The organism is Legionella sp. PATHC035, assembly GCF_026191115.1.
Classification (GTDB): Bacteria; Pseudomonadota; Gammaproteobacteria; order Legionellales; family Legionellaceae; genus Legionella.
In genome coordinates, this window is the sequence record NZ_JAPHOT010000001.1 from 2617522 (window position 1) to 2643563 (window position 26042).

The following is a 26042-nucleotide window of genomic DNA, read 5'->3' on the forward strand; positions in this document are numbered from 1 at the left end:
GGATCTAGGTGCTCATTTTAGCATCAAAAATTAGAATGCTCAATGAAACCAAATTTGCGATAAATTTAAAATATTGAAAAGGAAAAAAGCGACATAAGGCCAAAGGGCGTAGAAAGAAGCCGTAAAACGGTGTTTTTATAAAATGATACTCTTTTTAAAGGGCTAAAAGGGTTTCGCTTGGTACTTGCTAAACGGGTTAGGATGGTTTTCGCCCCTGAGTTGCCATATTTAGGGGCAAATAAATTAGAGAGATAAACTCGTTCCTAAAGTAAATTCGTCGTGATCATATTCAGAATCAGCAACAGGATTTTCATAAATTGTAAAACGAGTAAGTAATGAGACTACTGGAACAGCGGCTGGCCTGGCTGCCGCCAGGCTTAGCATGGATCGTTTGCAAGAAGCTCAGCTAGAGACTAATTTATTTTTAAGTCGGTCGATACCTCATCGTATGGCGTATTGATGTCTACGCCATAGGTCTCTTGCCCAAATTTTCTTAACGTTTCCCAGGAATTTGGGAATTGATGCGCATCAAAAAAGTGGAAGAAGCGATACAGTGTGGAACCATAGGTCGTTGCTCCTTTTGCGTCGGTGCTGATATTGAAATGCAGTTGTAATGGTGCTTTAAATCGATCGACCCGTGCTAAAAAATCTTCCAATGATTCTGCCTCTTTAACGTAGTTGACTAGGGCTTTTTTTCGCGCTTGCCAATTACCTTGATTTTTTTGGTTTCGTGCCGAGAGTAATTCATCCTGACTGTGTATTGGATCGAGTTCAATCGCTACTGTCGCTGATTTGGATTGATTTGGTTTATTCAAAGCCAATTTTTCCAGTTTTCTTAAGTCCGGTAATCCGGAATAAGGCAAAGGTTTATTCCCTGATAAAACACGTTCCAGGTTCCTGAGTTGATGAAATTTTTTGTGTAGACTGATTTGGGTTTCGTGGGTTTCATGCGAGATCACACTTAAAAAGTGATGTTCCTCTTCATAGGTTTTGATCCAATAAGCCCCATAATTCAAATAATAGTGACCAAGCATTCGCTCAACGATATTTCTAGCATACTGAGAAGCGGTAAGTTCCATGCTGGATTGGCTATCTGTTCCATAAGAATAGGGATTTTTCTGCATGCTAAAAATAGCTTTAGCATGAGGATTTGCCCCATGGGCAATTAAGGCTTGTATGACCTCAAGATGGTGATCGATCGCTTGAAATGGATCCCCCCCTGTACGAGTCATATTTTCAACATAGAAATGCAATAACGACATGTTTTGTACAGCTATTTCTCTCCATGGGCTATGTGTAGCATTTTCGAAGGGATCTGCAGGAGAATGATAGTCAATGGTTTGATCAAACTTTAAACCCTTCTCTTTCAATTGGCGCAATGCTATTAGAACATCCGATGTACTCAATCGACTCTCTTCTTTGTCCAGTAATTGAAAGAGCAAGTAATTAAGCAGTATTTGAGCCTGTTCATTCAAGGTTCTTGCATCTGCCTTATCTAAAAGGAGAACAAACAGTTTGGGCATGCCTACTTCCATAGCAAGCATCAAGGGTGTACAACCACGAGCATCAGTCACATCAAGAGAGGCACCATGATGAAGCAGTAAATTGACTGCCACCAATGCAATGAATTCTTCGATATTGCTGCCTGTCATCCTCGTTAGTAGGTGAATTAGTTGCGGTGCATCCTCTACATCCGATGTTTGGGGACTGGAACCTTGTTCCAGTAAGTACTTTAATATCTCCAGCGAGTTCTTTTGCCCCTCAAGCACGGCGTCGAGCGCGGTGCTAAGAACACTCATTCGACTGATATCGCCAGCCCTTTGCAGGCCTCCCGCAGCGTCTACCACCTGCTGAACCAAATCCATACTGCCTGCCTGAATTGCTACGTGTATGGGGAGCTCATTGAGATACGGTTTTTTTAAATTTGCTTTTTTAAACGCTTCATCCAGCTTCTGATTTGTTTTTAGCTTTGCCCAGGTGAAAAGGGGACTCCCTTTGTCCGTTAGCACCCATTCAAATAATTCGCCTCTTTCATGGTAATGGTCTCGAGAAAAATAATGGTTTATAAAAAAGTCGATTGCCGATGGCCGGTCAGGTTTGGGCTTCCAAAATGGATCAGCCCCGAGTCGTACTAGTAATTGAAATACGCGGATAGAGCCAGCTGCAATTGCCGCTTCAAGCGGAGTATGCACGTAATCAGAATCCTCTTGGAAGACATTAAGTGTATTGTGTTTTTTTAGAACCTTCTGTGCGAGTTCCTCGATTTTTTTTAATTGCGTTTCTTTTTGTTTTTCATTCTTGAGCTCTGCAATTGCGGCAAATAACTGTTTTATAGACTTACTCATGAGTCTTCTTATTCCTTAAGTTAATTAAAAAAGCGGATTAATCAGCAACTTATCCGCATGAATTCAATTTTTGATCTTAGTGAGCAATTTTATCACTAAAGGTTTATAGTCTCAATGACAAGGGGATTTATCGGTTAATGAGTCAGTTGCGCGCTTAATGAGGCTAAAAATCTGAATTAAAGTTTATGCAACAAGGAGGGATATTGAAATGTCATGTGTTCTAGCACCATGAGATTCTAGTTGTTATTCATAATTTTTATGGCAAGAGCACTTGGAGGATATTCCGTTTTTTCACGCATATCTTGCAAACTCTTAAAGAAATTAAATGTCCAATTGCGATCTTGATAGGCTGCTGTACTCCGTCCAGATGTGGTGCCTGCATCCCGTTCGAGAAATCCTTTCTCATTAGTAGAATCTGCAATATTAACCAGGGCATGAATGGGATTGGAGGCATCCCTCTTAACCAGACACACGCCTTCATTTAACCCAATTTCGGCAAAATCGCAATCAACAATTTGGTACTTTTCTGCACTGCTCAATGCACGAACAAGTAATTGGATGTCTGCAACTTGGGTACTTACCTTAATCTCAAAGACCTTTTTTTCCTTATTGTAGGTAATGCTGACATTATTTTGATTTAACGTATTATCGTGTTGGTGGATGAGACTTAAAATGGCTTTTGTTTCAAGGCGGACATTTACTCGCTTTGAATTACTCGATAGGGCAATCAGATACATCACATTCTGTTTTTCTTTAGGTTCCAGCTCCGACTCAAAATCTGTCACTTCATCCTTCATCGCAACAACATGCTCTGTTGACGCCAAACAAGAAACGGGTAGTTTGGGGGCGTTGGGATCGCGTGAAATCAAATAATGCTCTTTATCTATTTTTCGTTTTTTTACCATGGACGGATTGACTTCAACTTGCCTACCCTTGAACAAATAAGCGGAATAACCTGATTCACGGGCCGTATTTGCAGGAGTGGTTGAATGATGCGTTTTCATAAAGGCATCAATTTTTTGTTGCTCCTTTTTGTCGTCTATAACCACAATTTTCTTGTTCACTTCTTTGTAATAGTGCTGTTCGTGCTTATTTAATTCATATTTTCGTTTCAAGGTGCTGTTGCTCCCAATCACACAAAAAGATTAATAATTGAGCAACATTATATTGGAATAAGATTAAGAAATTATTAAGGAGTACTCTGGATGGGGCTTGTAACTGAAAAAGTTTTGCTGCGTACCAAGAACATTTTAAGTGACCCTGAATCGTACTTAACCTACCATTCCCTCTCCAACTTGGGGAGAGGGTTAGAGTGAGGGGAGAAAACCAACATGAGTCAATTCGGTATTAGCGAGGCTTTATACTTTTTGAAAATTCTTTCTGCAAAAAGTCATCACTTTCGCTTTCCTCATATTTAAACAGAGAATAGTATTTTCTTGCTTTGTTTGAAGAGGTCCAAGAAAGCTCCTTCTCTTGGCCTATCTGTAAAAAGGCCTTTTTAGCCTCGACATAATTACCATTTTCTCGGGCGCGTTGTATCACCTCTAATTGTTGTGCAACCGTTGCCGGAATTTTCTTCTCTTTACCGCCTACTTTTACGATATGGGGCGTCCATTGGAATCCAACGTTCCAATCTTTAGCAAGCAGATACTGTTCCGCGTTATCCAAAAAGACTTTGGCTTTATATTCTTCCGAGGATTCAATTGTTTTGGTGTAAGCCGTGACTTGGTTCAATAGGGTGGTGATGGATTGACTATAATCAACCCCAGCTTCTTCTCCCTTTAAATGATGTGCTCTATCTTGGTATGGAACAACTTGGGTTAATTCACCACATAGTTTTTTCACAATAGGTAATTGACTCAGGATTTTAAATTTGAATGGATCATTCTTTTTAGGATCATTTTTGATCATAAATTCCTGAAGAGCATTTAAAAGAGCGGGTAAAGTAGGCGCGACGTTCTTGAGCTTATATTTTTTAATAATCTGTGCTAACTCTTGCTCAACCAATGATGCGTATTGCTCACCGACAAACGCTTTATTAAAAAACTCCATTTTTTCCACGGTCGGATGAATCGCTTTCAAATAAACACGCGGTTGATTGGCTATTGCTTCCTTATAAAACTTTGCTCGAATTTTATCATGGCCTTGTTTAAACCGTACTTGCTGCGTTGCTGTATCTAAATCATCGGCAACGACCTTGCCGGTAAGCATCCCCTCAATCATCGAGCCTAATAGCTTTGCCTCAGAACCTATAAACGTTGGTGAAACTCCTTGTGCAAATTTCGCATCCTTTTTAATAATTTCAAGGAGAGGTGCTTTGAGCTTATTTAACTCATCCATGAATTCTGACACTTTCAGTTTAGGAGCAGATTCGATTAAGTCTCTGAATTTTTGATTGACTCCTCCTAAAGCACGATTTGCATCTTCATAATAATGCGTCAAGAAATCATCTTGCAACTCTGAAGGTAATTGAGCAAAACGCTCAATGGCAGCCTCAAAAAATTGCTCCATAAAGCGTTTTTGTACGGCTTCTTTTGTACTTAATTCAGATAGTTTGGCCACGATTGTTGACATTTTTACCTGCAATACCACAGGAGAATGCTGAAATTCGTGTGTGCTAAAATTGGGGATGGACTTTAGGTACGGTTCTAATGTTTTGTTGATGCCCTTTGGCCCATAGCCTATAGGGGCATGTTTTTTATCATCGTTTAAGTAAGCAATGACACCATTATAGAAACCCATCTCATAATTCAAATCAATCAGGTATTGCAATGAGTCTTTATCATAATCATTTAATTTAATGGCCCGATAATTACTGAGTTGATGCGCCTGATCGATAAGATCTTGCTCGGCCTTAAAAAATACGATTTCTTCCTCATGCAACATCGCGTCGCTTTCATACTTCGATTTTTGGATGGCAAGACGTTTTTGATAGAATGAGTCGATTTGAGCAATATATTGGAGGAAATATTCTCTATTTTCATTAATTTGCTCTATCGCCTGAGACTCTAGTTTAGCGTATTTATTTTGCAATACCTTGGGTCTACCGGCATCAAAAATAAGATCTTTTAATATAGTTTGTAGTGAAGGCTTGGGTTTTTCTAGCGACGGAGATTCCATTATCTCTTTTGCTAATTCAAATAAATCGGCCCAAGCTTTTCCTTTTTCAACAAAATCAGGAATTCCTATAGTTTTTGTTAACTCAGTATTTTTAAAATCCTTTAAAACACCTGCTTCAACTGCTAGATAATAACTTTCTAAGTTTTGAAACCCATGAGAGTGTCTGATGGCGTCTAAATTTAAAAGCGTCCCTGAGCTTAATCTAACGGGCGCTGATTTCTCGTTTAAAGAATCAAGTTTCAGTTGTAACTTTTTGATAATGGCTTCTAATTTATTCCTATCTTCTGCTGTCGGGATTTGAGCCTTTAAGCGTTCAATTTCTTTTTGCAACGAAGCGGTTTTGTTTTGAAGATATTTAACTATGGTTTCATTTTCGTGGCGCAAAGGAACAGAGTCTAAGTAAGTCACCAGATTCGAAATATCAATCTTTGTTTCTTTCGCGATTCGCTTTCTTAAATTGGTAATGAGTACTTGAGCCTCAGCATCTGGACATGAACTGTGATTTGTGGTAAGAACCACTTTTATCTCTTGTTTCTCAGCATATTGTAGGACATTGATTAGTTCACGTACGCGTTTCTCTTGTCCGCTACTCATATCCATAAGAACATCATCGATATCAAACACAATGAGTTTGGGCCGTTTAGGATATTGAATCGATTTAGGGATGTGCTTTTCAATGCGTGATTCAAAATAATCAATTTCATCGAGGGTAGTTTGGGAAGCGCCAGATTTAATGGCTTTGATTCTTAGGAGATTGTCCACCGATTTGCTGTATTTTTCTGTTGCGGATTCGAGACGTAACTGTTCTTCCTCATCGAGATCAACCCCTTTTTGGATTTGCACTTCCATTTTTTCCATCAATTGCTTTATCACCACATCCTGTTGGTGGCTGCCTAGATATTCTAATCTCAATTCAGCAAAGCGAGTTTTCAATTCCTGAAACTCACGAGTTCTCAATTGAGAAAGCTTCTCCAAGCGTGAAAAATCTTTATCTAAATTTTCAAGCCTTACTCTCAGAGCATCTGATGAGGTAATTAAAAAAGGAACATGTTTTGCAATTAACTGCAGAACTTGCTGTCGCGCTTGCTCACATTCCGTTTCAGTTAAAGGTTTGGGTTCATGAAGTAAATCAACTTTTTCTGGCGCGGGTTTTTTATAGCTGTCAGCTAAATGCTCTATCGCGCTTAATAATCGCTGAATTTCTTTAGAATAAGCACCGTCGGCACTCTCACCGAAATACTCTTTGGGAAGTTCTTTGAACCCGGCTTCTAACAAGGCAAAACCTATTTCACCTACAAAATTTTCGAGGTATGCTGTTTTGATTTGCTTTTGTAAAACAGCCATTCTAAAGGGATGCGTGATGTGTTCTCTTTTTCCTTGGAATAAGTTATCCAAAGTGAGGAGTAAATCGGGTTGTTTTTTAACGGGATTAACAAAATGAAATACTGTTTTCAGAGCAGTAAACTGTTTTTTTAACTCGTCCCACTTTTGCGGACTGAGCTCGTTAGTGACATTTAATTCACCTAAACGCTGATAAATCAAATGCATTTTTGTAATGATATGTTTTGGATCTACTTCAAGATGGTCATAACCTAAAACGAACAACTGCTCTATGACTTCGCTGCGTTGGAGCAAGCTGTCGTCAAGCACTTTATAGTCTGCTCCATCTACCTTTTCTAAAAGCTCAATGCGTTGTTTGCAGCGCTCGTACTCGTTTTGTAAATTTTCAAATGCTGCTCTGGAGAAATTTTTGGGATTGTGATGAATAATCGCATCTAATATTCCAGTCAGTGTTTGTGCAACCTGCTCATTTACTGCAATACATGCTTTTTGATCTTCTTTAGATATCTTATCCCAGTTTTTTAAATAAGCGTTTTGTAGGCGTGCAACGAATAAAGATTCATATGCTTTTAATTGTTCTTGTTTTGCTTGAGCCTGTTCAGAGACTGCCTCACTTTGAGTTACCTTGGTAATTTCATCAAGAAGAACCTGATAACCTCCACTGCGTGCCTGTAAATCAAAGAACACCTCCAGCTCATCAGGGTTCCATCTCTCTTTAAATGCGTGCACTAGTAAATCAGTAGAACTTTTAATTGTAGACAATAATGTTTTTGTTCTGCTCGAAGGAATTGAGTTTTGGCTAACTTTTAACACCCAATCTGCTAATTGTGGAAAAGGAGTGGCGTTTAACTCTTGATGGAGCTCCACCAGGGCAAGAAGTTCCTTATGCTCTTCTTTTACCAGTTTTTGAGATGGACTAATCTGCTTCAGGTAATGATCAATATCTTGCTTTAATAAAGTGCCATAAATGATATAAAGCTCGGGATTTTCGAATTCAAGAGAGGCGTCAGCTTCCTCTGCCGTCATCTGGGCAATTAATTGCTCCCGATTTACTTTTTGCTGTTGAGGATTTAAAGCGCGTAAAAGATCGGCGATTTGGGTGCTACTTCCTTTCCCGTCTCGGCAATGGGTATGAATATTTTGTTCAGGAAGAGTATTCTTGCCTACTTTTTCAACATAGGCTAACTCTTCTCGAGTGAACTTCAAAGGTTGTTTCTCTTGAATTGGAAAATGATGTACTTGGATGGGCTTACTGCCATTGATGCTGATTTCATAAGTTATAAATCGTCCGACTTTTTCAATGGGACGTGAAGTAATGTGGGTGTCCTTTAGTTCGGGAAGATGAGGAAGTGTCACTCGCCCGTTGGCATCAGGTATGAAATAGTCAATAAAATCTTTATCTAAACCCCCTTGCATTTGAGCATAGGGAAACACCCGGCCCATCGCAAAAACATGAGTCACATTATTGGTTAATAAGTTGTTTAAAAATCTTGCAATGTCACGTTGTGGTTCGTAAACTTCGGAACTCTTTGCAGGAATAAGTGAGCGGGCGGAATAAGGGCCTGGTGAAATTGAAACGTTGATGTCTTTCAATTTAAAATAACCCATACCCACCATTTGTTTGGCGGGAATTGCTAATTCCATGCTTAAGGGGTCTGTCAGTTTAAATTCTTTCGCCGCTTCCCCAAATTCAGCAAAGCACTCTTTAGCTAATCCCTTCTTGGGCGTATGCGATCGGACATAGTCTAGTTCTTTTTTAATTGCTTCTTTTCTGCTTCGTGAGTTCGGGCCCCAATCATTTGCCAAAGACTTAAGCTCATCTTCGAGCATCATCTCTTTTTTACTGTTAGCGGTAGTGAGATCGTGAATTACCGAACTAATAACCGATTCAAAAATTATCATTTCTCGAAAGGAGAGATGTTTCAGTCCATAAGATTCCAGTCGTTTTTTAATTCGATTTTCTTCAAATTGAATCTCATATTGGGCGGCAATGCTTTTGTTTACAGAACCGTCTGCATTAAATACTTTATAAGCCTCAAGTTCACGCAAGGATGCGAACTTATATGTTCCGAATGTACTTTTTATTTTGGCAATTTCTTTGTCAAGAACGACTTTGTCTACCCTACCAGGATTGGAAAGTTGTTTCGCTAATTGCACCCAAAATTCACGTTTGTCCATTTCTGAAAACTGAAGATCTCCTCGCTCAATTTCTTCACGTGGTACCGGTGCTAGGGGGCTGATTTCTAATGTCTTGGATAGCGCTCGACTTTTTTTGCGCAACTCATCATTTTTATTACCCTGAGTATCCAACACATTGATATAATCCTGATTGTACGCGCTACTGGGAGCGCCTAGTGCTTTCATTTTTTTATGGCTGTATGCACAGGTAAAATCACCGCAGGCATAGACATCGCGTTGTGGATAAGTGGGGCCTGTGAGGGTAATGGTAAGTTGATTCTCTTTGATTCCACATTTCGCTAATAAATTCAGCGTAAAGGCTTTGATTCCCTCCGCACCGCTGGGGCCAAAAGGGTCAAACAGTTCAAGCTGATATTTTCCTTCAGCCGCATAAGGTTTCGTTAAATAAATGCCTCGCCAATGGCCTGGACCTACTGGAATGAAAATATGCTGAATCCCTTCATTTTTTAAGGCTGCCATTAAATATTCTTGTACGTCGAGAGAGGTTGGATCGTAGCGATCTGCTGCGGCCAGTACTTCAATATTCCCATAAGATTGAGGCATTAACCGGTCCATATCATGGTCTTGCAATTGATCGTGCATAGCACGTTGATCAATATATTTTTTATCGAAATGTCCTTGCTCGCGATGCCTACGTTGAATTTCAGCGGTTTCGCGGTCAAATTGATCGGTGATCTGAGAATAAATAGAAACAACCACCTCTGGGAGTGAAGAGTCTTCAAAGGGAATGTCAAGGCTTTTACTAATCAGAGCAATGACTTCATCACTTTGAAAACCTAAGGGTTCATCGTGAGCAGCAGCAAAAGCATTGAGAGCTGTCAAAAGTTTTTTCTTTGGCTCGGTTAACTTTTTTTTGCAACGTTTCGTTAATTGTTCTAAGCTAGATTGTTGCACTTCTGAACTTAATGCCATTCCACTCTTCCTCTAGTATGTTGCTAACAAATTAGGCTGAATTATATTTGACTATTTATTCTGAATTTCTCCAAGATATCAGCGTCAATCACATTACTATGGCCCTAGAAAAAGGTCCCATGCCTATCACCATGTCACTACATTCGCATAAAACGATATGGGCTATTCATTGTAAACCAAAAGGATCATTTTGAATATTTTAAAGTCAAATAGCTTAAAGGTAAACATTTTGAACAACAAATTGCAGAATTTTTACATCAGGGGCTCGATTTAACAACAATATCTCATGTTATTTTTCCTGATCATCAAGCACGCAGCACAATATGAAGGTAAAATTCGTTGCTTAATAGGATAATTTGACTCTTGACCTTGCCGTTACGTAATCCCTTATCGTGTGAACTGTTCATTTAGAGGAAGATGAGATGCCTTACACAGTAAATAAATTAGCTAAAATTTCAGGAGTGAGCTCACGAACTCTCCGTTTTTATGATCAGATTGGTTTATTGAAGCCTGCTTATTATGGAGAGAATCAATATCGTTACTACGAGGAAGAGCAACTTTTGATGTTACAGCAAATTTTATTTTTCCGTGAACTGGGTTTTCCTCTCAATGACATACAGAGGATTATTAGTAGTGATGGGTTTGATAAAATTGAAACATTGACAACTCATAAATCAATCCTCTTGGAAAGTCTTGAAAGAGCGAAAGTGCTTATTAAGACCATTGATAAAACTATTTCACATATTAGAGGAAATTTAATCATGAGTGACATTGAAATGTATGAAGGATTTGATCCTAAAAAGCAACAGGAATACGAAAAGTATCTCGTTGAACGCGGTAACATCACCCAAAAAGAAATTAATGATAGCTGGAAAAATATTCGTCATTGGAAGAAAGAGAACTGGGACGAACATGCCAAAGAGGGGGAGGAAATTAACCTCGGCCTGGTGAACTGCATTCTGAATAATGATAAGCCAACGGCCAAGAAGGTTCAGGATTTAATCCACAGACATTATAATTGGGTAAAACACTTCTGGACACCTACCCGAGAAAGTTATATTGGACTAGGCCAGATGTATCTTGAGCATCCGGATTTTAAAAACTTCTACAATCAATTTCATCCTGATTTAGTGGTATTTTTAGTTGAAGCAATGAAAATCTATGCGAAGGAACGATTGAACGAGCAGGTGTAGTCTGAGAGACTGTCAACCCAGAGAGACTCTCGTTATTTGATTAACTAGGCAGGGCTGTTTAAGCCCTGTCCCTATTTTTTTTGATGCGCAGTACCCAGAAAAACGCTTTGACTACTCCCTCCCGTGGTGCTCAATTTTTCTCTATGCTGTTCTTGACACCGTCATTATGAATCACAATAATTCGATTGATTTGTCGAAAATTCAGTTTGCTGCACGGATTGCCGGCTCTAACTAGGAAAAAATATGAAAAATAAAATAGTTATGTTGGCACTAACCTCCTTACCCCTAACTTTTTCTCTCGATACTTATGCTGCTGAGTACCGCTTGAATGGTTTGTCGTTAAGTACTTCAGTAGGAATTCTGTCAGGTAAGGCCCACGAATATGTTTATTATCCAGATACAGAGAGTAAGTTAAGCCAGCTGGACTGGCGTATAAAAAATGCCGCAATAATCAACGGGGAATTCAATTATGATTTTCTCACTTGGTTGAGCATCAATGGCAGAGGATGGACAACTCTGGCAAAAAATAAGGCGCCCATGGATGACTATGATTGGTTCAATCCAAATCAAGAAACCTGGACTGACTGGTCACATCATGAAAATACACATCTAAATTATGCGAATGAATTGGACCTGAGCTTAAGAGCCTGGTTGATGCAACAACCAGATTATAAGCTAGGGCTGGCGGCTGGCTATCAATGGAACTCCTTTAGTTGGCGTGCAAAGGGAGGGTGTTACCAATATAACAATGGCGCATATACCGGTTGTTTTTCCAGCGATCAGCCTGGAATTGGATACCGGCAAAAATTCAGTACGCCCTATGTGGGTCTGGCCGGAAAATATTCGGTCAATCATTTTGAGTTTAATGCGCTTTTAAAATTTAGCGATTGGGTGTCAGCGCGCGATCATGATGAGCATTATGCCCGCAACTTAACGTTCAATGAGCATGGGAATAACTTCACTTATTATGCTGCAACCCTCAATTCAGGCTACTTCTTAACACAAAATGCGAAAATTTTTGTTGAAGCCTCATACAATCATTATTCGAATGGACGTGCTGATACTGAAATAATGGATAACGATACAGGGCAACACGGCTATGAAAGCAATTCAGCGGGTTTATCCAACAAAAATTATACTGTCGCGCTGGGCATGCAGTATCTTTTTTAAGTACAGCTGAATCCATTTGTATGAGCCATCATGCATTGGCAAGGACATGTTGGGCCAAGGCCCAACCTACACTTACGGTGGTCATTGATACTACGTTCTCAGATGTGATATGGCCAAAGACAGTCAGGATTTTACAACTCAATCGCGAGCGATTTCTATTTTATATTAGGGCTCAGTTGCGGTTGTTGTGGCATTTCTTGGAAAACTTGATGCACAAAATAATCCATTTTTCCTGATTCAGCTTTTTTTCTAAACAACATATTAACAAAATCTTCGGCTACAAGCGGCCAATGATCTTCAGGATTCGGCTCTTTTTTATTTTCCTCATCGATAAGTGCTTCATTTGCTTTTAAAAATGCATTTACAGCTTCTTCATCATACGCTACAAGGGCTCCTGAACGTATACTTGCAAAACCACCCTTGGGAATTACTTTGTATTCCTTATTATCTGCTACATGCACGTATATATTTTTAGTGGGATTATAAGCATATAGCTCTTCATTGGTCGCATTTGGAATCATGAAAACTTTGAGCCCCTTTTTTTTCAATAGTTGAAAAACTTGAAATGAGTCAAACCCAGAACCACGAATGGTCTCCAGTGGCAAATATCCCAATGCTTTTGTTGCTCCAACCTGAGCTAAATCGCTCATTTCTGGATGGGAGAAAAAGTCATAAGAGGGTGGGGGTGTAAACAGTGGCTTACTCATCGGTACTTCTTTGGGAGAACTCAGTTCATCAGAGGTTAATTCACTTTTTTTTTTCGAGGAAAATTTTTTAAGGAGTTCTTTGAATGCTTTCATAATTTGCATACCGATTGATATTTATTCAAATTATACACAAAATATTCTGATGCGGCAAAAAAGTAGATTAAAATTCAGTTTAAGATCCCCTCTCCCATCCGTGGGAGAGGGATAGGGGGGAGGGTTCATTAGCTACCATCATTACCCTCATCCGCCCTGGCGGGCACCTTCTCCCCATGGGGAGAAGGGGAGTTTCTAAATGGCAGTGAACGCCAGGTTGAGGATTGTTACATATTCGCCATGGTGACCACAAAATTCGGAATATTAGGCGAACCAACTCCTACGCCATCATTCCAAAATTGATCTTCAGGCTCAAGAGTAAGCGCTGAATCCCAGCCAAAAGTTTTATTCTTAATGCTAAATGCCGATGCGGGAGCAGGAATCCCCTGGATGGTTGTTGATGGTGGAGGAGTGGCGCCACTTATAATAAGCGATGGTGGAATAATCAGGTTAATTGCCCTACTTGAAAGTAAAACATCATTCATCTGGTACAAATAAGGTGCTGCATGCCCTATGGGTGTTCCTTTATTCAGTAGGCTTCGGGCTTGATTGACTAAAATTAAAGTTGCCGAAAATAAAGGACACGCCAAGCTGGTGCCTCCATCCTGCACGGTTACGTCATCGGCAATAATCAGTAATCCTGTTTGCGGATCGCCCAGCATGGCGATATCAGGCAGTGCACGATGCCTTCCGTAATTATTAATTACTCCATAACCACCAGCCGTATAGTTGCTAATGGAGCTCTGCCAAGTCACTGGTCCATAAAAGCGGCTAATGCCCCCACCGGTACCCCCATCAAAGGCATAGCTCCCACTGTCGTTTTTCACTGAACCCCAGACTGTTTCAAAGGCATAACGGTAATTTGTGTCGACAAATAAAGCAGTCGCCCCAACCGCTGTGACGTAAGCCGAGCTGGAAGGATATTCAACTGTTGGTGAGGAAGGGCGGGGTGGAGTGCATTTTTTTTGCGTGACGTAGGTGTTGTCACCACAATCGCCAGAAGAAAAGTTAACACTGATTCCTGCCGCCGCAGCCAATTCCAAGGTTTGTTCAAACGAAGTATCTAAAGTTTCTTGGCCACTCCAACTGTTAGAAATGACATAAGCATTAGAAAACCCGGCAATGGAAAAGTTATTGTGAATCAGCGTATAAATCACTTCGGTTAATAGGGTCTTTTGATCCTTACCTAACACCAAAACAGTGTTATCCCCAGGGGCTATCGTATGCGATGATTCAATGTCTAGGTCGATCTCATTACTAAAAGAGGATGCATTGGGGCATGTTCTAAAGGGGGTGCCATCAGGATTAATGATCGCAAAATTTTTCAATGGTCCTGAGGTCACAAAAGGCTTGATATTATTCGCATTAAAATATTTATTGGCATCATGTAAAATTTGCTGGGGCGTATTCGTGCCACATGCATCAACGATCACTAATGTTTGCCCGGTTCCATCGAGATGTTTGCCATTAATGCGGGGGATGTTTTTCAAATTATAGGTCTTTTGCAAATTGGCTCCTGTAAAGCCTTGCAATGAAATGTCTGTAGGAACTGCAAAGGGAACAAAAGAATTCCAGATAAAATTTAAATCATGAACTTCTGTCGCGTCATGTTGAAGATTTTCTATGTTTGAGTGAAATTGTGGGATCGTGCTAAGGCCAGTAATTTCGGTAACATATTGAGCAATCTCCCGATTGAGTTGGGGAGGGGTTGTATTCGCATGAACGGTTTCGTTTTGATACTGATAATAGTTCATTTGTACATAAAGTGCTTGCTCAATTTGCGCCACGGTCCCTGTGACACGCACGCTGTGGTTAACTATTTTGGTTTGCATCCCTTGAGAAGAAAAAAATTGTTGTACCGTCTTTTCTGCTTCTTTGCTCGGTGCAAACTCCTGTTCATAAAGTTTTGCAGTTAAAAATTGATGATAACGGGGGCTGTTGGGATCATAAACCTCTTGGACAAGCCTATCTAATTCTGCCTTGTTCCGTAATTTTAACCAGACAATAAATGAAATCTTTTTCTCAGAGGGCACTGGTTTTATCCAGGTTGCCTGATTGAGTAAATTTAACCCCGGATTGGGCAAATTCAATAAATCATGCTCTGGTTTTGCATAGGGAGTTGATGTGACAAAATTCAATGACAATATAAGAACTACTGCTTTTTTAAGTTTCAACATAATGATCTCCCTATGTTACCCGAAGAAAAATAAACTAGTGATTGGGCTGGATGTGATGAATCCCAAGTCATCGCCAGTGGTCAAGGAGAAAACATGACCGTTTTGTGTCCCGGCGTGCATCAAGCTTGCATCGGAATTAACAAACAAGGTGTACGTTATTTGGGATAAAAGAGTCCAGGTTGGATTTGGATCCGTCAAGCTATTGGCGAAATAGGCATATTCGAAATTGATGGTTCCAGGGGGTAAAGTACTGTTCGTTGAGGTTTGTCGTGTATTGACATAAAGTTGACCATTTACTGCAAAAACATTTTGGACTGGCACCGAAACACTTGCTTCGGGACCACGGATTTGATTCCAGTTCGTTCCATTATTCGTTGAATAATAGACATTCCCATCATTACTTCCTACATAAATCGAAGAAGTGCTCAGGAATATGCTGTTTATGGGACCGGTACCTGGATTTGTTGTGGTTGCAGTCCACGACACGCCATTGTTAGCTGAATAATAAACGGTTCCTTCTTGGGTTCCGGTATAAATTATGGAAGCAGCGGTGACAAAAACACTATTTACTGATGACGTCCCTGGTGCATTGGTCGCAGTCCAGGAAGTACCATTATTGGTTGAGTAATATACTTTACCATCTGCGCTGCCTACATATAAGGCGCTTGGTGTTGCAAAGACACTATTCACCGCATTACCTGGTGATGGCACAGAGGTCGCAGTCCAAGTTAGACCATTATCAGTAGAAAAGTAAACGAAACCTTTTGCAGTTCCTGAATATATTGTGCCGACGCGGGTAAAAGTGACTTCTACGGTATGATTGTCATCAATATTGGCGAAAGTAAATGTCGTTCCCCCTTTTTGGGCTCTGCCCCCGTCGACTACCCATTCATCCACTTGATAGCCGCTGTTAGGGGTTGCTGTAAAAGTCAGACTGCTTCCTGCAATAACGGTTTGTGGGGTATTGGGATTAATAGTCCCATTTGCACCAGCACTTGGTGTAATCATATAGGTTGTGACTGGAATGAGAGTAATGTTTAAAATGTTAGCTAAAGCAGGTTGATAACACTCCAGTATCCTTCCTTGCTCACAGACAACAGGGCCCTCTTTAATATTATTTTGTAATGCGCTCCCATTGACGAACAAATTAAGCGTACAGGATTGATGACCTTGCAATGTAAATGGATTGGGACAATTTCCCGCTGAAGTAACCTGGGTAATCCCAGTAATGGGCTTCATAGACAAGGTATGTGTTCGCCGAGATTGATTGGTAATCGTATATTTAATCGTTGCCGATCCAATTGATGTGACCGAAACGGTTGGTGGATAATTAGGATCAGGGGTGAAAGTCCATACGGGTTTCACTGCATGACTTAGTGTCAAGAACAAAAAAGCAATCACAGCGATCAAAAGCTGGGGCAAAGTCATTTTAACTCGTTGCATCTTCAAATCCATTTTCAGGTACATTTTTAGTGGACTTTATCTTAAATTGAATACTGAATAGAGATCAATAAAAATAGAGGGATGAAAATACTTTTTTTTCAATGGGTTAAAAAATGAAAAATCATACACAGATTCTCAATTGGGCCACTGATTACCTACTCTCTAAAGGGTATTTGTTACCCCATTCACCCGAAATTGTATTAGAAACACCTTGGTCAAATGTGATTCGATTTCCAACTTCAAAAGGCAACGTCTATTTAAAGCAGCCAGCACCCTTAATAGCCCAAGAAGCAAAAATCACACAATTATTGGCCGCGCAATTTCACGCCAATGTACCGATGGTGATCGCAACGAACGAGGAATTGCATTGTTTTTTGATGAATGATGCTGGGCAATCACTGCGTGAATATCTTCAAAATGAATTTCAGCCGGTCCTATTACGCCAAGCCATTCAGCAATATACCGCGATGCAGCGATCGACGGAAAATCATATAGAATCTTTATTTGCCCTGGGAGTCCCTGATTGGCGATTAGATAAATTACCCCAAATCTATGATTACTTGATCAACCAGATGGCCTTTTTAAAAGCTGAGGGTATGAACGACAACGAACTACAAACTTTGCACGATTTAAGACCACAAATCGCATCGGAAATTGACTGTTTATCGCGGTTTCAGATTCCTGAAACTCTAGTTCAATCTGATTTTCACACGAACAATATTTTGATTGATCCGAAAACCAAAAAATTAACCTTCATTGATTTGGGAGAGATAGTGATCACCCATCCATTTTTTTCCTTACATACTTTTCTGCGTCAATCCATCACGCACCATGGCCTAAACGAGCTGGATCAAACCTATCATCAACTTCAAGAAACGTGTTTCGAAAACTGGCTGGACTTGGCATCAAAAGAACAGCTAATTGAAGGATTGATGTTAGCCAAAAAATTATGGCCTATTTATTCCGCGCTCGTTTTTTATCGTATCCTACATAGCGTGGATCAAGAGTCCTTTAAGTTGTTTTACGCGGACAGGCCTAATCGACTCGCAGGTTTTTTTAGAGAGTATACTGCGGCTAGTGGTGTTTAGATTTATCTGATCTTCGGGCTGAGCAATTAAATAAATTTTAATATGTGACGTTTGTCAAAATTATTGGTAATGTTGGAGGCTTTTAAAAGTAGGAACAAATTTTACATATTTTCATGTTGCTAAAAGTAATAGTACTGACGGTGAAAATTACCGAAAACGCGCAGTAACTATTTATGGCAGGAGCTATATAGACTATAGGAGTAGTAAATGAAAAAAATCACTTTAAAAGAAGCCCTAGATAACTATGATGATAATAAGGGTCATAGAAGAACCTATATCAAGGAAGAGCCCCATATTAAAGAATTGCGAAGCTTTTATGAAAACTTGCAGGAGGATGATTTATCTCCTTCGTCGTTAGTGAAATTAGCGCTGATTTTAATTGGCAAAAACACACGAACTGAAGAGAGCGCAAGCGGCAAAACATTCAAAGGCTTGGTTAATAAACTGGGAGGATATGAAGCACTCGACACCTTATACGCTGCAAAACAATTAACTGAAGATAATGTCGTATTTTTGGAAAGACACCCCAATGAAGCCAAAGCTTTAGCCCCTCTCATCGTATCTATCGCTAAGAACCCAATGGGTTCCGATTTAAAGAAGACACTTTCTATAGCCGAAAAATTAAAAAATCCACACGAATTAATGGCTGTCTTTAAAGAGTTGGCATTAGTTGCACACTCTTATTACACCATTAATATTTTATTCCTGTTAAATCAACACAATCTTAATACAGATGAGGTAATGCCCTTATTAAAAGGATCTGAACAACATTTTATAATTATTAATCAAATACTTGTTACCTTGGCCGAAATAAATCCATCGCTGATTACGCTACCTAATCTGGCTAATATTTTAAAAATAAAACACCATTATGATTTCCATGCTCTATTAAAAATCCTGCTGCCAGATCAGGAAACCCTGGATAGCTTATTTCAATCAGGCGATAACTATACCTTGGGACAATATTATTGGATCGGAGACCTCGTTGCCCAATTTAAAAACGCAAGTTGGGACTTTCACCCCTATTTAGGGATCATTCTAAGTGGGAAAATCAATGGCGTGGCCGTGAACAAAGCCATAACAGAATTAATTGAATTGAAAATAAACCCTGAGCTTTTACCCCTAATCCTGCCCCCTATTTTTAACAACTCTCACGAAAGTGCGCAATTAATGGAGGCGTTGAAAACACTGCATAAAGAGGGTTTAGATGAAGGTTTTCTTAAAATCGCATTTGCAATACCTAAATTTTCCACCGAGCTTGCGGCAGCCCTTGTGATGCTGCAAAAAGCAAAATGTTTTAATGAGGCCACAAAAGTTTATATTAGTCTTAGTCCGGAATATGCTTTGGGTTTGGCGCAATTTTGGATTCAATTCTCGAATGCAGGATGCGTCGATTTATCCTGTCGTGCCGCGATGTTGAAACAACCTCAATGTGCCTCCTACACTGCTGAAGTGATCGAATTTTTACAAGAACATAAACTTCATGATGAAAAGAATATTATTGCTGTGTGTAAAGCAAAATTAACGAGTAACGCGTTACTTAATTTGCTGAATCTTATGCTTGAAGCAAAAATTCTAAATCAGGACAGTTTAGATATTCTCTTGCCAAGATTAGCTTGGGTTAAAACTTTGCATCATGGGGCGCAGTGTCTGGCGAATGGCAATCAATTAAATGCATTGAATTTTGATTCATTGGTTTCTGATCCTATTAATGCAATTGCTTTGGCAGGAAATTTAGGGGGGAAACTTTATCCTAAAGACAAACCTTCCCTCAAAAACCCCGGAGCTCAGGATTTCGCCACTATTCGTAGAAACACCTTAATATTGTGTCAAGGTTATCGACAAGGACTTTTTTCCACAGGAATGTCTTCTGAGCAGAGAAAGGATTTCGAAACGAAGCGTGGTAAGACTGTCGAGGAAGCACACAAGGAGGTTTTAGTAAAAATTGCTCAATATACATCTAACCATGTGTTGGAAAGGGCAACCGAACATAACATTGCCCAAGAAACTTGTTCCTCCTTTTTAAAAAACAGATAGATAGTAGTTATCCGATGCTCCCAGCGTATTAGCCGCTCACAGAAGTGGGCGGTTTCTATCGGAAGGTTCCCCACAAAATGGAGCAATTTCAGTCTTAACCCAGCGCTTCGCGTCTCCGCACACTCCGAGCAGCGTTCAAGGAGTACCAGTTCACCCTTCTTTTCGGATTAAACCGCTTTAAATCGACATTCAGGGTAATAATTTTCGTTTGGTTATTTCAATCCTACTATTTTTATAGTAGCATCTACTAAAAAAATAGTAGAGAATGCTCTATTTCGTTACTGGAGAGGAAAATGTCCGTCAAAAAAGTATCGTCAGCCCATGATCGTCTGCTTACAGAAGTAGAGCTTGAGTTAATGAATATTATTTGGAGTCTTAATAGAGTAACAATTAAAGAGGTTGTTGCTCATCTGTCACAAGAACGGCCTTTAGCCTATACCACAGTGGCGACGGTGGTCAAAGTGCTTGAACAAAAAGGGTTTCTTGAATGCCAAAAAAACTCCTACGCCCATGTGTTTGTGCCAATTGTTACAAAATCTGACTACGAAAATACCTGTCTTGATCATCTGGTTGCTAATGTTTTTGATGGAGAGCCTGTTGCTCTTGTCCAAAGACTCTTGATGGCCAAAAAATTACAACACGATGACCTGCAAGCCATAGAGGAGGCATTGAAACAATTAGCGACTGCCCCCCAAAAAGAGGGGGTGGAATAATGTTATTCATAGAAATTTTTCTGAGTATCCATTGCTTACTTTTGATCAGCTCATACTTTATCGGGGGACGTTGGTTAGCAAATCAGCCTTCTTTTAAACTGAAACTGGCCCGTTTTTTATTAGTCAGCTGTGTGGTTTCTCCATTAATTGTTCATTGTGTGAACTTTAATCCAATGCCGGAGCGCCCGAGCTCAGTTTCATTGGATACGCTGCAAGAATATATGAATCAGCCGATTTTAAAGCAAGAACCTACAAAATCCGTCAACGAATCAGCAGCTGCATTAACTCTGGGAAATGTCAGTTATTGCCAGCTCATTTATTTCATATTGGCTTTCATTATCTTATTTCGTGGTTACCACCTGCTATCCGGTTTGGGTTGCTTACGCCTATTGTTGGATGAGGCAATCTCTTATCGACGCGCTGGAAAACTGATCATTAAAGTCTCTGATCGCTGCTACATTCCTTTCTCAGTGTTTTTATTAAACAAAGCTTATATTGTTTTGCCCGTATCCTTATTCTCTTCTCCCAAGAATGTGAACATTGCGATTGCGCATGAAGGGCAACACCATCGTAATGGAGATTGCCTATGGTCCTATTTTATTGAGACCTTGCGTATTATCTTCTTTGGAAATCCAGGTGTAACTCGATGGCATAACGTTTTAAATGAATTACAAGAATTTTCATGTGATGAAGTACTGGTTGGCCACCCAAAAATTTCGGCACATGACTATGGCCACTGTCTGTTCCAAGTGATCCAGACAGTATCTCAAAGTTCTCAGCCATCTAATCGAGAATTTGCATGCGCGGTGGGCATGGCTCTGAACAATGAAAACGAAGACTGTACTTTCATCATAAGGAGAATTTCAATGTTATCAACTTATCCGTTTCATGCATCTAGGCCTTTTTGCTTAGGGATTGCATTGGTTGGGTTATCTATTTTGGCACCCATGTGTGTGGCTTATTCAGCGGTAGGATCCTTAAACAGTCCTAAGACGAACGCAGTGGATACAACTCATTTAGATCCTAGACTGCAAAACATCGCAGAGAAAGAAATTAGCGCAGCGGTCAAACGCTATCACGCAAAATCTGGGGTTATTGCTATTGCTGATCCCAGTACCGGCGATATCATTGCATTTGCTGAATCAAATCAGCAGGGGCAAAACAGTTGGAGGTCGCGTGTTTTTTCACCTGGATCGACAATAAAACCTTTTATTGCAGCCGCGGCAATTGACTCTGGTACAAGTTCTGCAACCAAAAACTATGATTGTCATTCACCTTATTCCCTAAAAGGGAAAACATTTGCAAATCACACTTCTGATGTAGGCTCTGCTTCTTTAACAGAGGCGATTGCACAGTCGATTAATGTTTGCCTGATTAAGGTGTCGCAAGAGACTGGGGCACCAATTATCCGAAAAAAACTTGCTGAATTTGGTTTTGATATGAATTCGTGGTGGCAAGCTGATCAAGGCGACGAAGTGCAACTGGCAATGGCTTCACTGGGTGAGAATATCCCTGTCACCATGGAGTCGTTAACAAAATCCTATGCTGTTCTTGCGAACAAGGGACGTCCATTTGCTCGAGGCGATAAACCTGTTATCTCAGAAACCACGACCAATGCAGTGAATCATATGCTTCAGTATGCTGTCGTTAATGGTACAGGGAAGCGTGCAGTGATTCCTGGTGTTGCTGTGGCTGGTAAGACCGGAACTGTTATCGAGAATGGGAATAAGCATCTTGCTTTATTTGCTGGGTATGCGCCGGCTGATAAACCCCGTTATGTCATGTTAATCGTGATTGAAGACGGTCATTTAAACATGAAGGGCAAGACATTGACCTCGGGCGGGGAATTAGCTGCTCCTGTATTTCATAATGTCGCGATCAATAGTCTGTAGGGACAAATCAAAATCACTAAAATTCCTCTCTCGCTTGTGGGAGAGGTGTAGGGGTGAGGGGGGCTTAATGAATCCCTCATCCGCCCTGTCGGGCACCTTCTCCCCTAGGGGGAGAAGGGAAATAGCAATGAGAGTTGAGGTCATGGGATTTCAATTAAAACGCAAATCCCCTCTCCCACTTGTGGGAGAGGGGTAGGGGTGAGGGGACATTAGGGTTACAAATCCCTTATCCGGTGAGTGCCTCTTTCTCTTGAGAGAGGAGAAAATTTCCTAGTCTAATTAAAACAATTTTGAGGTGGTGATGAAAAAAAATAGTGTATTACTATGTATGGGGTTGTTCTTCTGTGCTTCGATTTGGGCTCAAGGCACCTGCTTCTTGGCCTATGAAAATCAAACCGTGTTAAAACATGAAGGGGATGAGTGTAATCAGCGTTATGCACCTGAATCGACCTTTAAAATTGCATTAAGTCTAATGGGTTTTGATTCAGGGATATTAAAAGATACCCTTCATCCCGAATGGCCTTATAAGAAAGAATATGAACTTTATCTCAATGTATGGAAATACCCTCATAACCCGCGCACTTGGATAAGAGATTCTTGTGTTTGGTATTCACAGGTATTGACACGCCATCTAGGTATGAAGCGATTTAAAAATTATGTAGCGGCATTTCAATACGGTAACCAAGATGTATCCGGCGATAAAGGTCAGGACAATGGACTAACTCATGCCTGGCTTTCCAGTTCGCTTGCCATTTCGCCCACAGAGCAAAATAAGTTTCTACAAAAAATAGTCTATAAAAAACTTCCAGTGAACAAAAAAGCATTCACTATGACTAAAGACATTCTCTATATTCAGGAATTAGCTGGTGGTTGGAAACTGTATGGGAAAACAGGAACTGGTCGACAATTAACGGCAGATAAAAGCAAGAAGCTTCCTTTACAACATGGATGGTTCATCGGCTGGATTGAAAAGAATGGCCGTGTAGTTACTTTTGTGAACCATATCGCTGACAGTAAAGAAGAAACGACCTTTGCGAGTTTTAGAGCGCGAAATGACGCACTGATTAAATTACATTACTTGATTAATGAGCTGGAAAAATAATTGAACTCTGTGGAAACGCTATTGCAGGGGACACCTGACTTGTCCGTAGTGCCCGAATCCGCACGAGACGACACTCCGGTTCTAAGCTCCGTTCCTCGGCACATTGGTTTCCGCGCAGCGAGTTTCAAAAGAGATCGAGTGACTCAAAAAATTTGAAAAAAATGCTTGACCCTATTGTTGCTATATACCTTACCTTTGGATTTAAGGAGGGAACATTATGACCCAATGGTTCGTTAAAGACCTAAGCAAATTAACCGGTGTTTCGGTGCAAACCTTGCATCATTACGACCGCACCGGCTTACTTAAGCCTTCATTGCGACGTGCCAATGGGTATCGTGTTTACTCCGAGAAGGATTTATTGAGGTTGCAACAAATTATTGCTTTGAAATTTTTTGGTTTTGAGTTGTCACAAATAAAAACCTTACTCAATGAAGAGCATAGCGTGCTGAAACATTTTAACAGCCAAGCCCAAGTCTTGGAACAAAAAGCCGCTGCTTTACTTGAGGGTGCCAAAACTTTGAGAAGCATAATTGACTCTGTTGACAACCATCAATCGATTCCTTGGGAAACCATTATTCAACTTATTGAGGTATATAGAATGACAGCGCATCTTGAGCATAATTGGGTTAAAGAAATATTCACACCCGATGAATTAAAGCAGTATGTGGCGTTTGAACAAGAAATAAAAGCCAATGTGTCACCAGAACAACAAGCCGCTTTTGAAAAGAATTGGAATCAATTGGTGGATGAGGTGAGCAATCATCTTAAGCACGATCCCAATTCAAAAATAGGGGTTGAGTTAGGAAAAAAACTGATGGATTGGGTTAATGGAGTGTACGGTACAAAATATGCCCATTTAAGAACCAAAAAATTTGAAAAAGGTTTTGGGGAAGGCAAAGGTCTTGATGAGGTGGGTTTGACACCAGAAATCGTATCATGGATGGATAAAGCGATGGATGCGTACTGGCGAGAACGGATTTATGGCATTCTACAACAGGTAGGAAAAACCTCTTCTTCAACTCTGTTAACACTTTGGAATGAAGTGTTGGTTGATATGTATGGAGATGAGACTTCGCGCCAAACAGCCATATATGACCTTCTATTTAAGGACGATGAGGTGACTCCAGAGGCAAAAGCCTGGCTTAAAAGTATCATCAATCCTTAAAAATTGATGCCTTAGTACTAGTCTATGCAAGGTAGGTTTTCAACCTGGCGTTTGAAGGGCTCTGCGTCTTTAAATCCCCTGAGCGCATAAATTGAGTATGCCGGATCAGTCATAGTACCGATCCGGTGACTTTATGAATAAAAGTGGAGCGCTCACTTATTTTTTTGATTCATGAAAAAAATTGCTGATTTCGTCCATAAATGCTTGATGCACTTGTTTTTTCTCCATTTTATTTTTCCAACGGTGATGATTTCCTTCGGCAACTAATTTAGCCAATTTCTCCATACGATCATTTTGAGTTTTTAAAATATATGCTTTAATTTTGTCTATTAATAGCTCTTCCCATGCCTCATCAGCAAGCTCTAAAAAGTAATCTGATGGCATTTCTTCTCCATGGGCATGATCACAATGGCCATGATCTCCATGATGGTGTTCTTCATGCATATAATGACAAGGACAATGGCATTCGCCTTGAGCACATCCATAGCTTCCCATATTTTCTCCTTTAAGTTTTTTTCAAAATTTGAAACATCGCCCTACAGAACCAGACAACCTTTCTAAAATAAATGGCAACTCAATTGATTGCAAGGGGGAAGGGGGCATTAGCCAGGTCGATTATTTGAAACTAGGTTACAAGGTAAGCAGAACTACTATTTTTGCATTGAATCATCACTTTTTAAACCATTGCTGGGGGCACCTATTTCCTATACATTTTGAATTAGTCTTTGTTGCTCTGCCTCCTCATGAGATGCTTGCGAGGAATTTATGTCTTTTGACAAGGCACTGGATGCCAATCCGACTGAAACAATACCTGAATAGATCAACAAAAGTAAAAACGAAGCTATACACTTATTTTCTTGAGAAGAAACATCGCATTCTTGCTTATCAAACATTAAGGCAATTGCGAGTCCAAATCGAGCTAAAGCGATAAGACCCTGCAGTACATGCAAAAGCTTTTCTGAAACATGGGAGTCACTATGGGAAACCGCATAAATTGAGCCTATTGTTTGTGCCACGGTGCCGGGTATAACCACTGAGGGGGCATAGGATTCCACGGTTGTTGTAAGTATCTGAATGATGCTATTAGAAACTTGTACATTATGGTGAACGGTTGAAGTCGGTTTCGAACCACTAAAAAATCTGGGCATGTTTTTTCCTTAAAATCATGAGTTACGATATTACTATACTCTTCATCAAGAGATCATCAAGCGCTGCTTGCACCATGTAACTTTATCTTAACCAGGAATCTAAATAAATAAGTTCTAGGTTGGCTAAGGCCTAACCGACATCAATTCAGCAAATCTCATCAAGAAAACCTCTAATCACCGATGAACTAAGGCCAATT

The 26042-nt window shown here is 40.1% G+C and carries 16 protein-coding genes; 8 read left to right on the plus strand and 8 right to left on the minus strand.

The window, feature by feature from the left end; translation table 11 throughout:
- Positions 1 to 413 precede the first annotated feature (413 nt).
- From OQJ13_RS11600 to OQJ13_RS11610, 3 genes are all read right to left on the minus strand, one after another.
- Complete coding sequence (locus OQJ13_RS11600) at positions 414 to 2345, minus strand: hypothetical protein (protein WP_265710970.1); 1932 nt, start codon at positions 2343 to 2345, stop codon at positions 414 to 416.
- A gap of 236 nt (positions 2346 to 2581) precedes the next feature.
- The gene (locus tag OQJ13_RS11605; RefSeq protein ID WP_265710971.1) at positions 2582 to 3460 is read right to left on the minus strand and encodes a hypothetical protein; all 879 of its coding nucleotides are present in this window, start codon (positions 3458 to 3460) and stop codon (positions 2582 to 2584) included.
- Between the two features lie 232 nt (positions 3461 to 3692).
- Positions 3693 to 9917: a hypothetical protein gene (locus OQJ13_RS11610; protein WP_265710972.1), complete on the minus strand. Its 6225-nt coding sequence runs from the start codon at positions 9915 to 9917 to the stop codon at positions 3693 to 3695.
- Between the two features lie 422 nt (positions 9918 to 10339).
- Between OQJ13_RS11610 and OQJ13_RS11615 the strand changes: the two genes are divergently transcribed.
- Complete coding sequence (locus OQJ13_RS11615) at positions 10340 to 11110, plus strand: MerR family transcriptional regulator (RefSeq protein ID WP_265710973.1); 771 nt, start codon at positions 10340 to 10342, stop codon at positions 11108 to 11110.
- A gap of 243 nt (positions 11111 to 11353) precedes the next feature.
- Positions 11354 to 12280, plus strand: coding sequence for an omptin family outer membrane protease (locus tag OQJ13_RS11620; protein ID WP_265710974.1), 927 nt, complete (start codon positions 11354 to 11356; stop codon positions 12278 to 12280).
- A gap of 155 nt (positions 12281 to 12435) precedes the next feature.
- Here the strand turns inward: OQJ13_RS11620 and OQJ13_RS11625 are convergent, their stop codons facing one another.
- From OQJ13_RS11625 to OQJ13_RS11635, 3 genes are all read right to left on the minus strand, one after another.
- Positions 12436 to 13080 carry a hypothetical protein gene (locus OQJ13_RS11625; RefSeq protein ID WP_265710975.1) on the minus strand — a complete coding sequence of 215 codons (645 nt, stop codon included), beginning with the start codon at positions 13078 to 13080 and terminating at the stop codon, positions 12436 to 12438.
- A 227-nt stretch (positions 13081 to 13307) separates the two neighbouring features.
- Positions 13308 to 15257: a S53 family peptidase gene (locus tag OQJ13_RS11630; RefSeq protein ID WP_265710976.1), complete on the minus strand. Its 1950-nt coding sequence runs from the start codon at positions 15255 to 15257 to the stop codon at positions 13308 to 13310.
- A 15-nt stretch (positions 15258 to 15272) separates the two neighbouring features.
- Entirely contained in the window at positions 15273 to 16700 is a 1428-nt protein-coding gene (locus tag OQJ13_RS11635) for an InlB B-repeat-containing protein (protein ID WP_265710977.1), read from the minus strand.
- A 113-nt stretch (positions 16701 to 16813) separates the two neighbouring features.
- On the opposite strand from OQJ13_RS11635, the gene OQJ13_RS11640 reads away from it, so the two are divergent.
- From OQJ13_RS11640 to OQJ13_RS11665, 6 genes are all read left to right on the plus strand, one after another.
- A complete protein-coding gene (locus OQJ13_RS11640) occupies positions 16814 to 17788 on the plus strand; it encodes an aminoglycoside phosphotransferase family protein (RefSeq protein ID WP_265710979.1) in 975 nt (324 codons plus the stop codon).
- A gap of 207 nt (positions 17789 to 17995) precedes the next feature.
- A complete protein-coding gene (locus OQJ13_RS11645) occupies positions 17996 to 19825 on the plus strand; it encodes a hypothetical protein (RefSeq protein WP_265710980.1) in 1830 nt (609 codons plus the stop codon).
- A 293-nt stretch (positions 19826 to 20118) separates the two neighbouring features.
- Complete coding sequence (locus tag OQJ13_RS11650) at positions 20119 to 20538, plus strand: BlaI/MecI/CopY family transcriptional regulator (RefSeq protein ID WP_265710981.1); 420 nt, start codon at positions 20119 to 20121, stop codon at positions 20536 to 20538.
- On the plus strand, positions 20538 to 22430 hold the full coding sequence (locus OQJ13_RS11655) for a M56 family metallopeptidase (RefSeq protein WP_265710982.1): 1893 nt from the start codon (positions 20538 to 20540) through the stop codon (positions 22428 to 22430). The genes OQJ13_RS11650 and OQJ13_RS11655 overlap by 1 nt, the downstream gene beginning before the upstream one ends.
- Positions 22431 to 22731: 301 nt before the next feature.
- Entirely contained in the window at positions 22732 to 23532 is an 801-nt protein-coding gene (blaOXA, locus tag OQJ13_RS11660) for a class D beta-lactamase (protein WP_265710983.1), read from the plus strand.
- Positions 23533 to 23749: 217 nt separating this feature from the next.
- Positions 23750 to 24697 carry a MerR family transcriptional regulator gene (locus tag OQJ13_RS11665; RefSeq protein ID WP_265710984.1) on the plus strand — a complete coding sequence of 316 codons (948 nt, stop codon included), beginning with the start codon at positions 23750 to 23752 and terminating at the stop codon, positions 24695 to 24697.
- 156 nt (positions 24698 to 24853) lie between these two features.
- Here OQJ13_RS11665 and OQJ13_RS11670 read toward each other — a convergent pair whose 3' ends face one another.
- A complete protein-coding gene (locus OQJ13_RS11670; RefSeq protein ID WP_265710985.1) occupies positions 24854 to 25192 on the minus strand; it encodes a hypothetical protein in 339 nt (112 codons plus the stop codon).
- A 209-nt stretch (positions 25193 to 25401) separates the two neighbouring features.
- Positions 25402 to 25845 (minus strand): hypothetical protein, encoded by a 444-nt coding sequence (locus OQJ13_RS11675; RefSeq protein ID WP_265710986.1) that lies wholly within the window; start codon positions 25843 to 25845, stop codon positions 25402 to 25404.
- Positions 25846 to 26042: the final 197 nt, after the last annotated feature.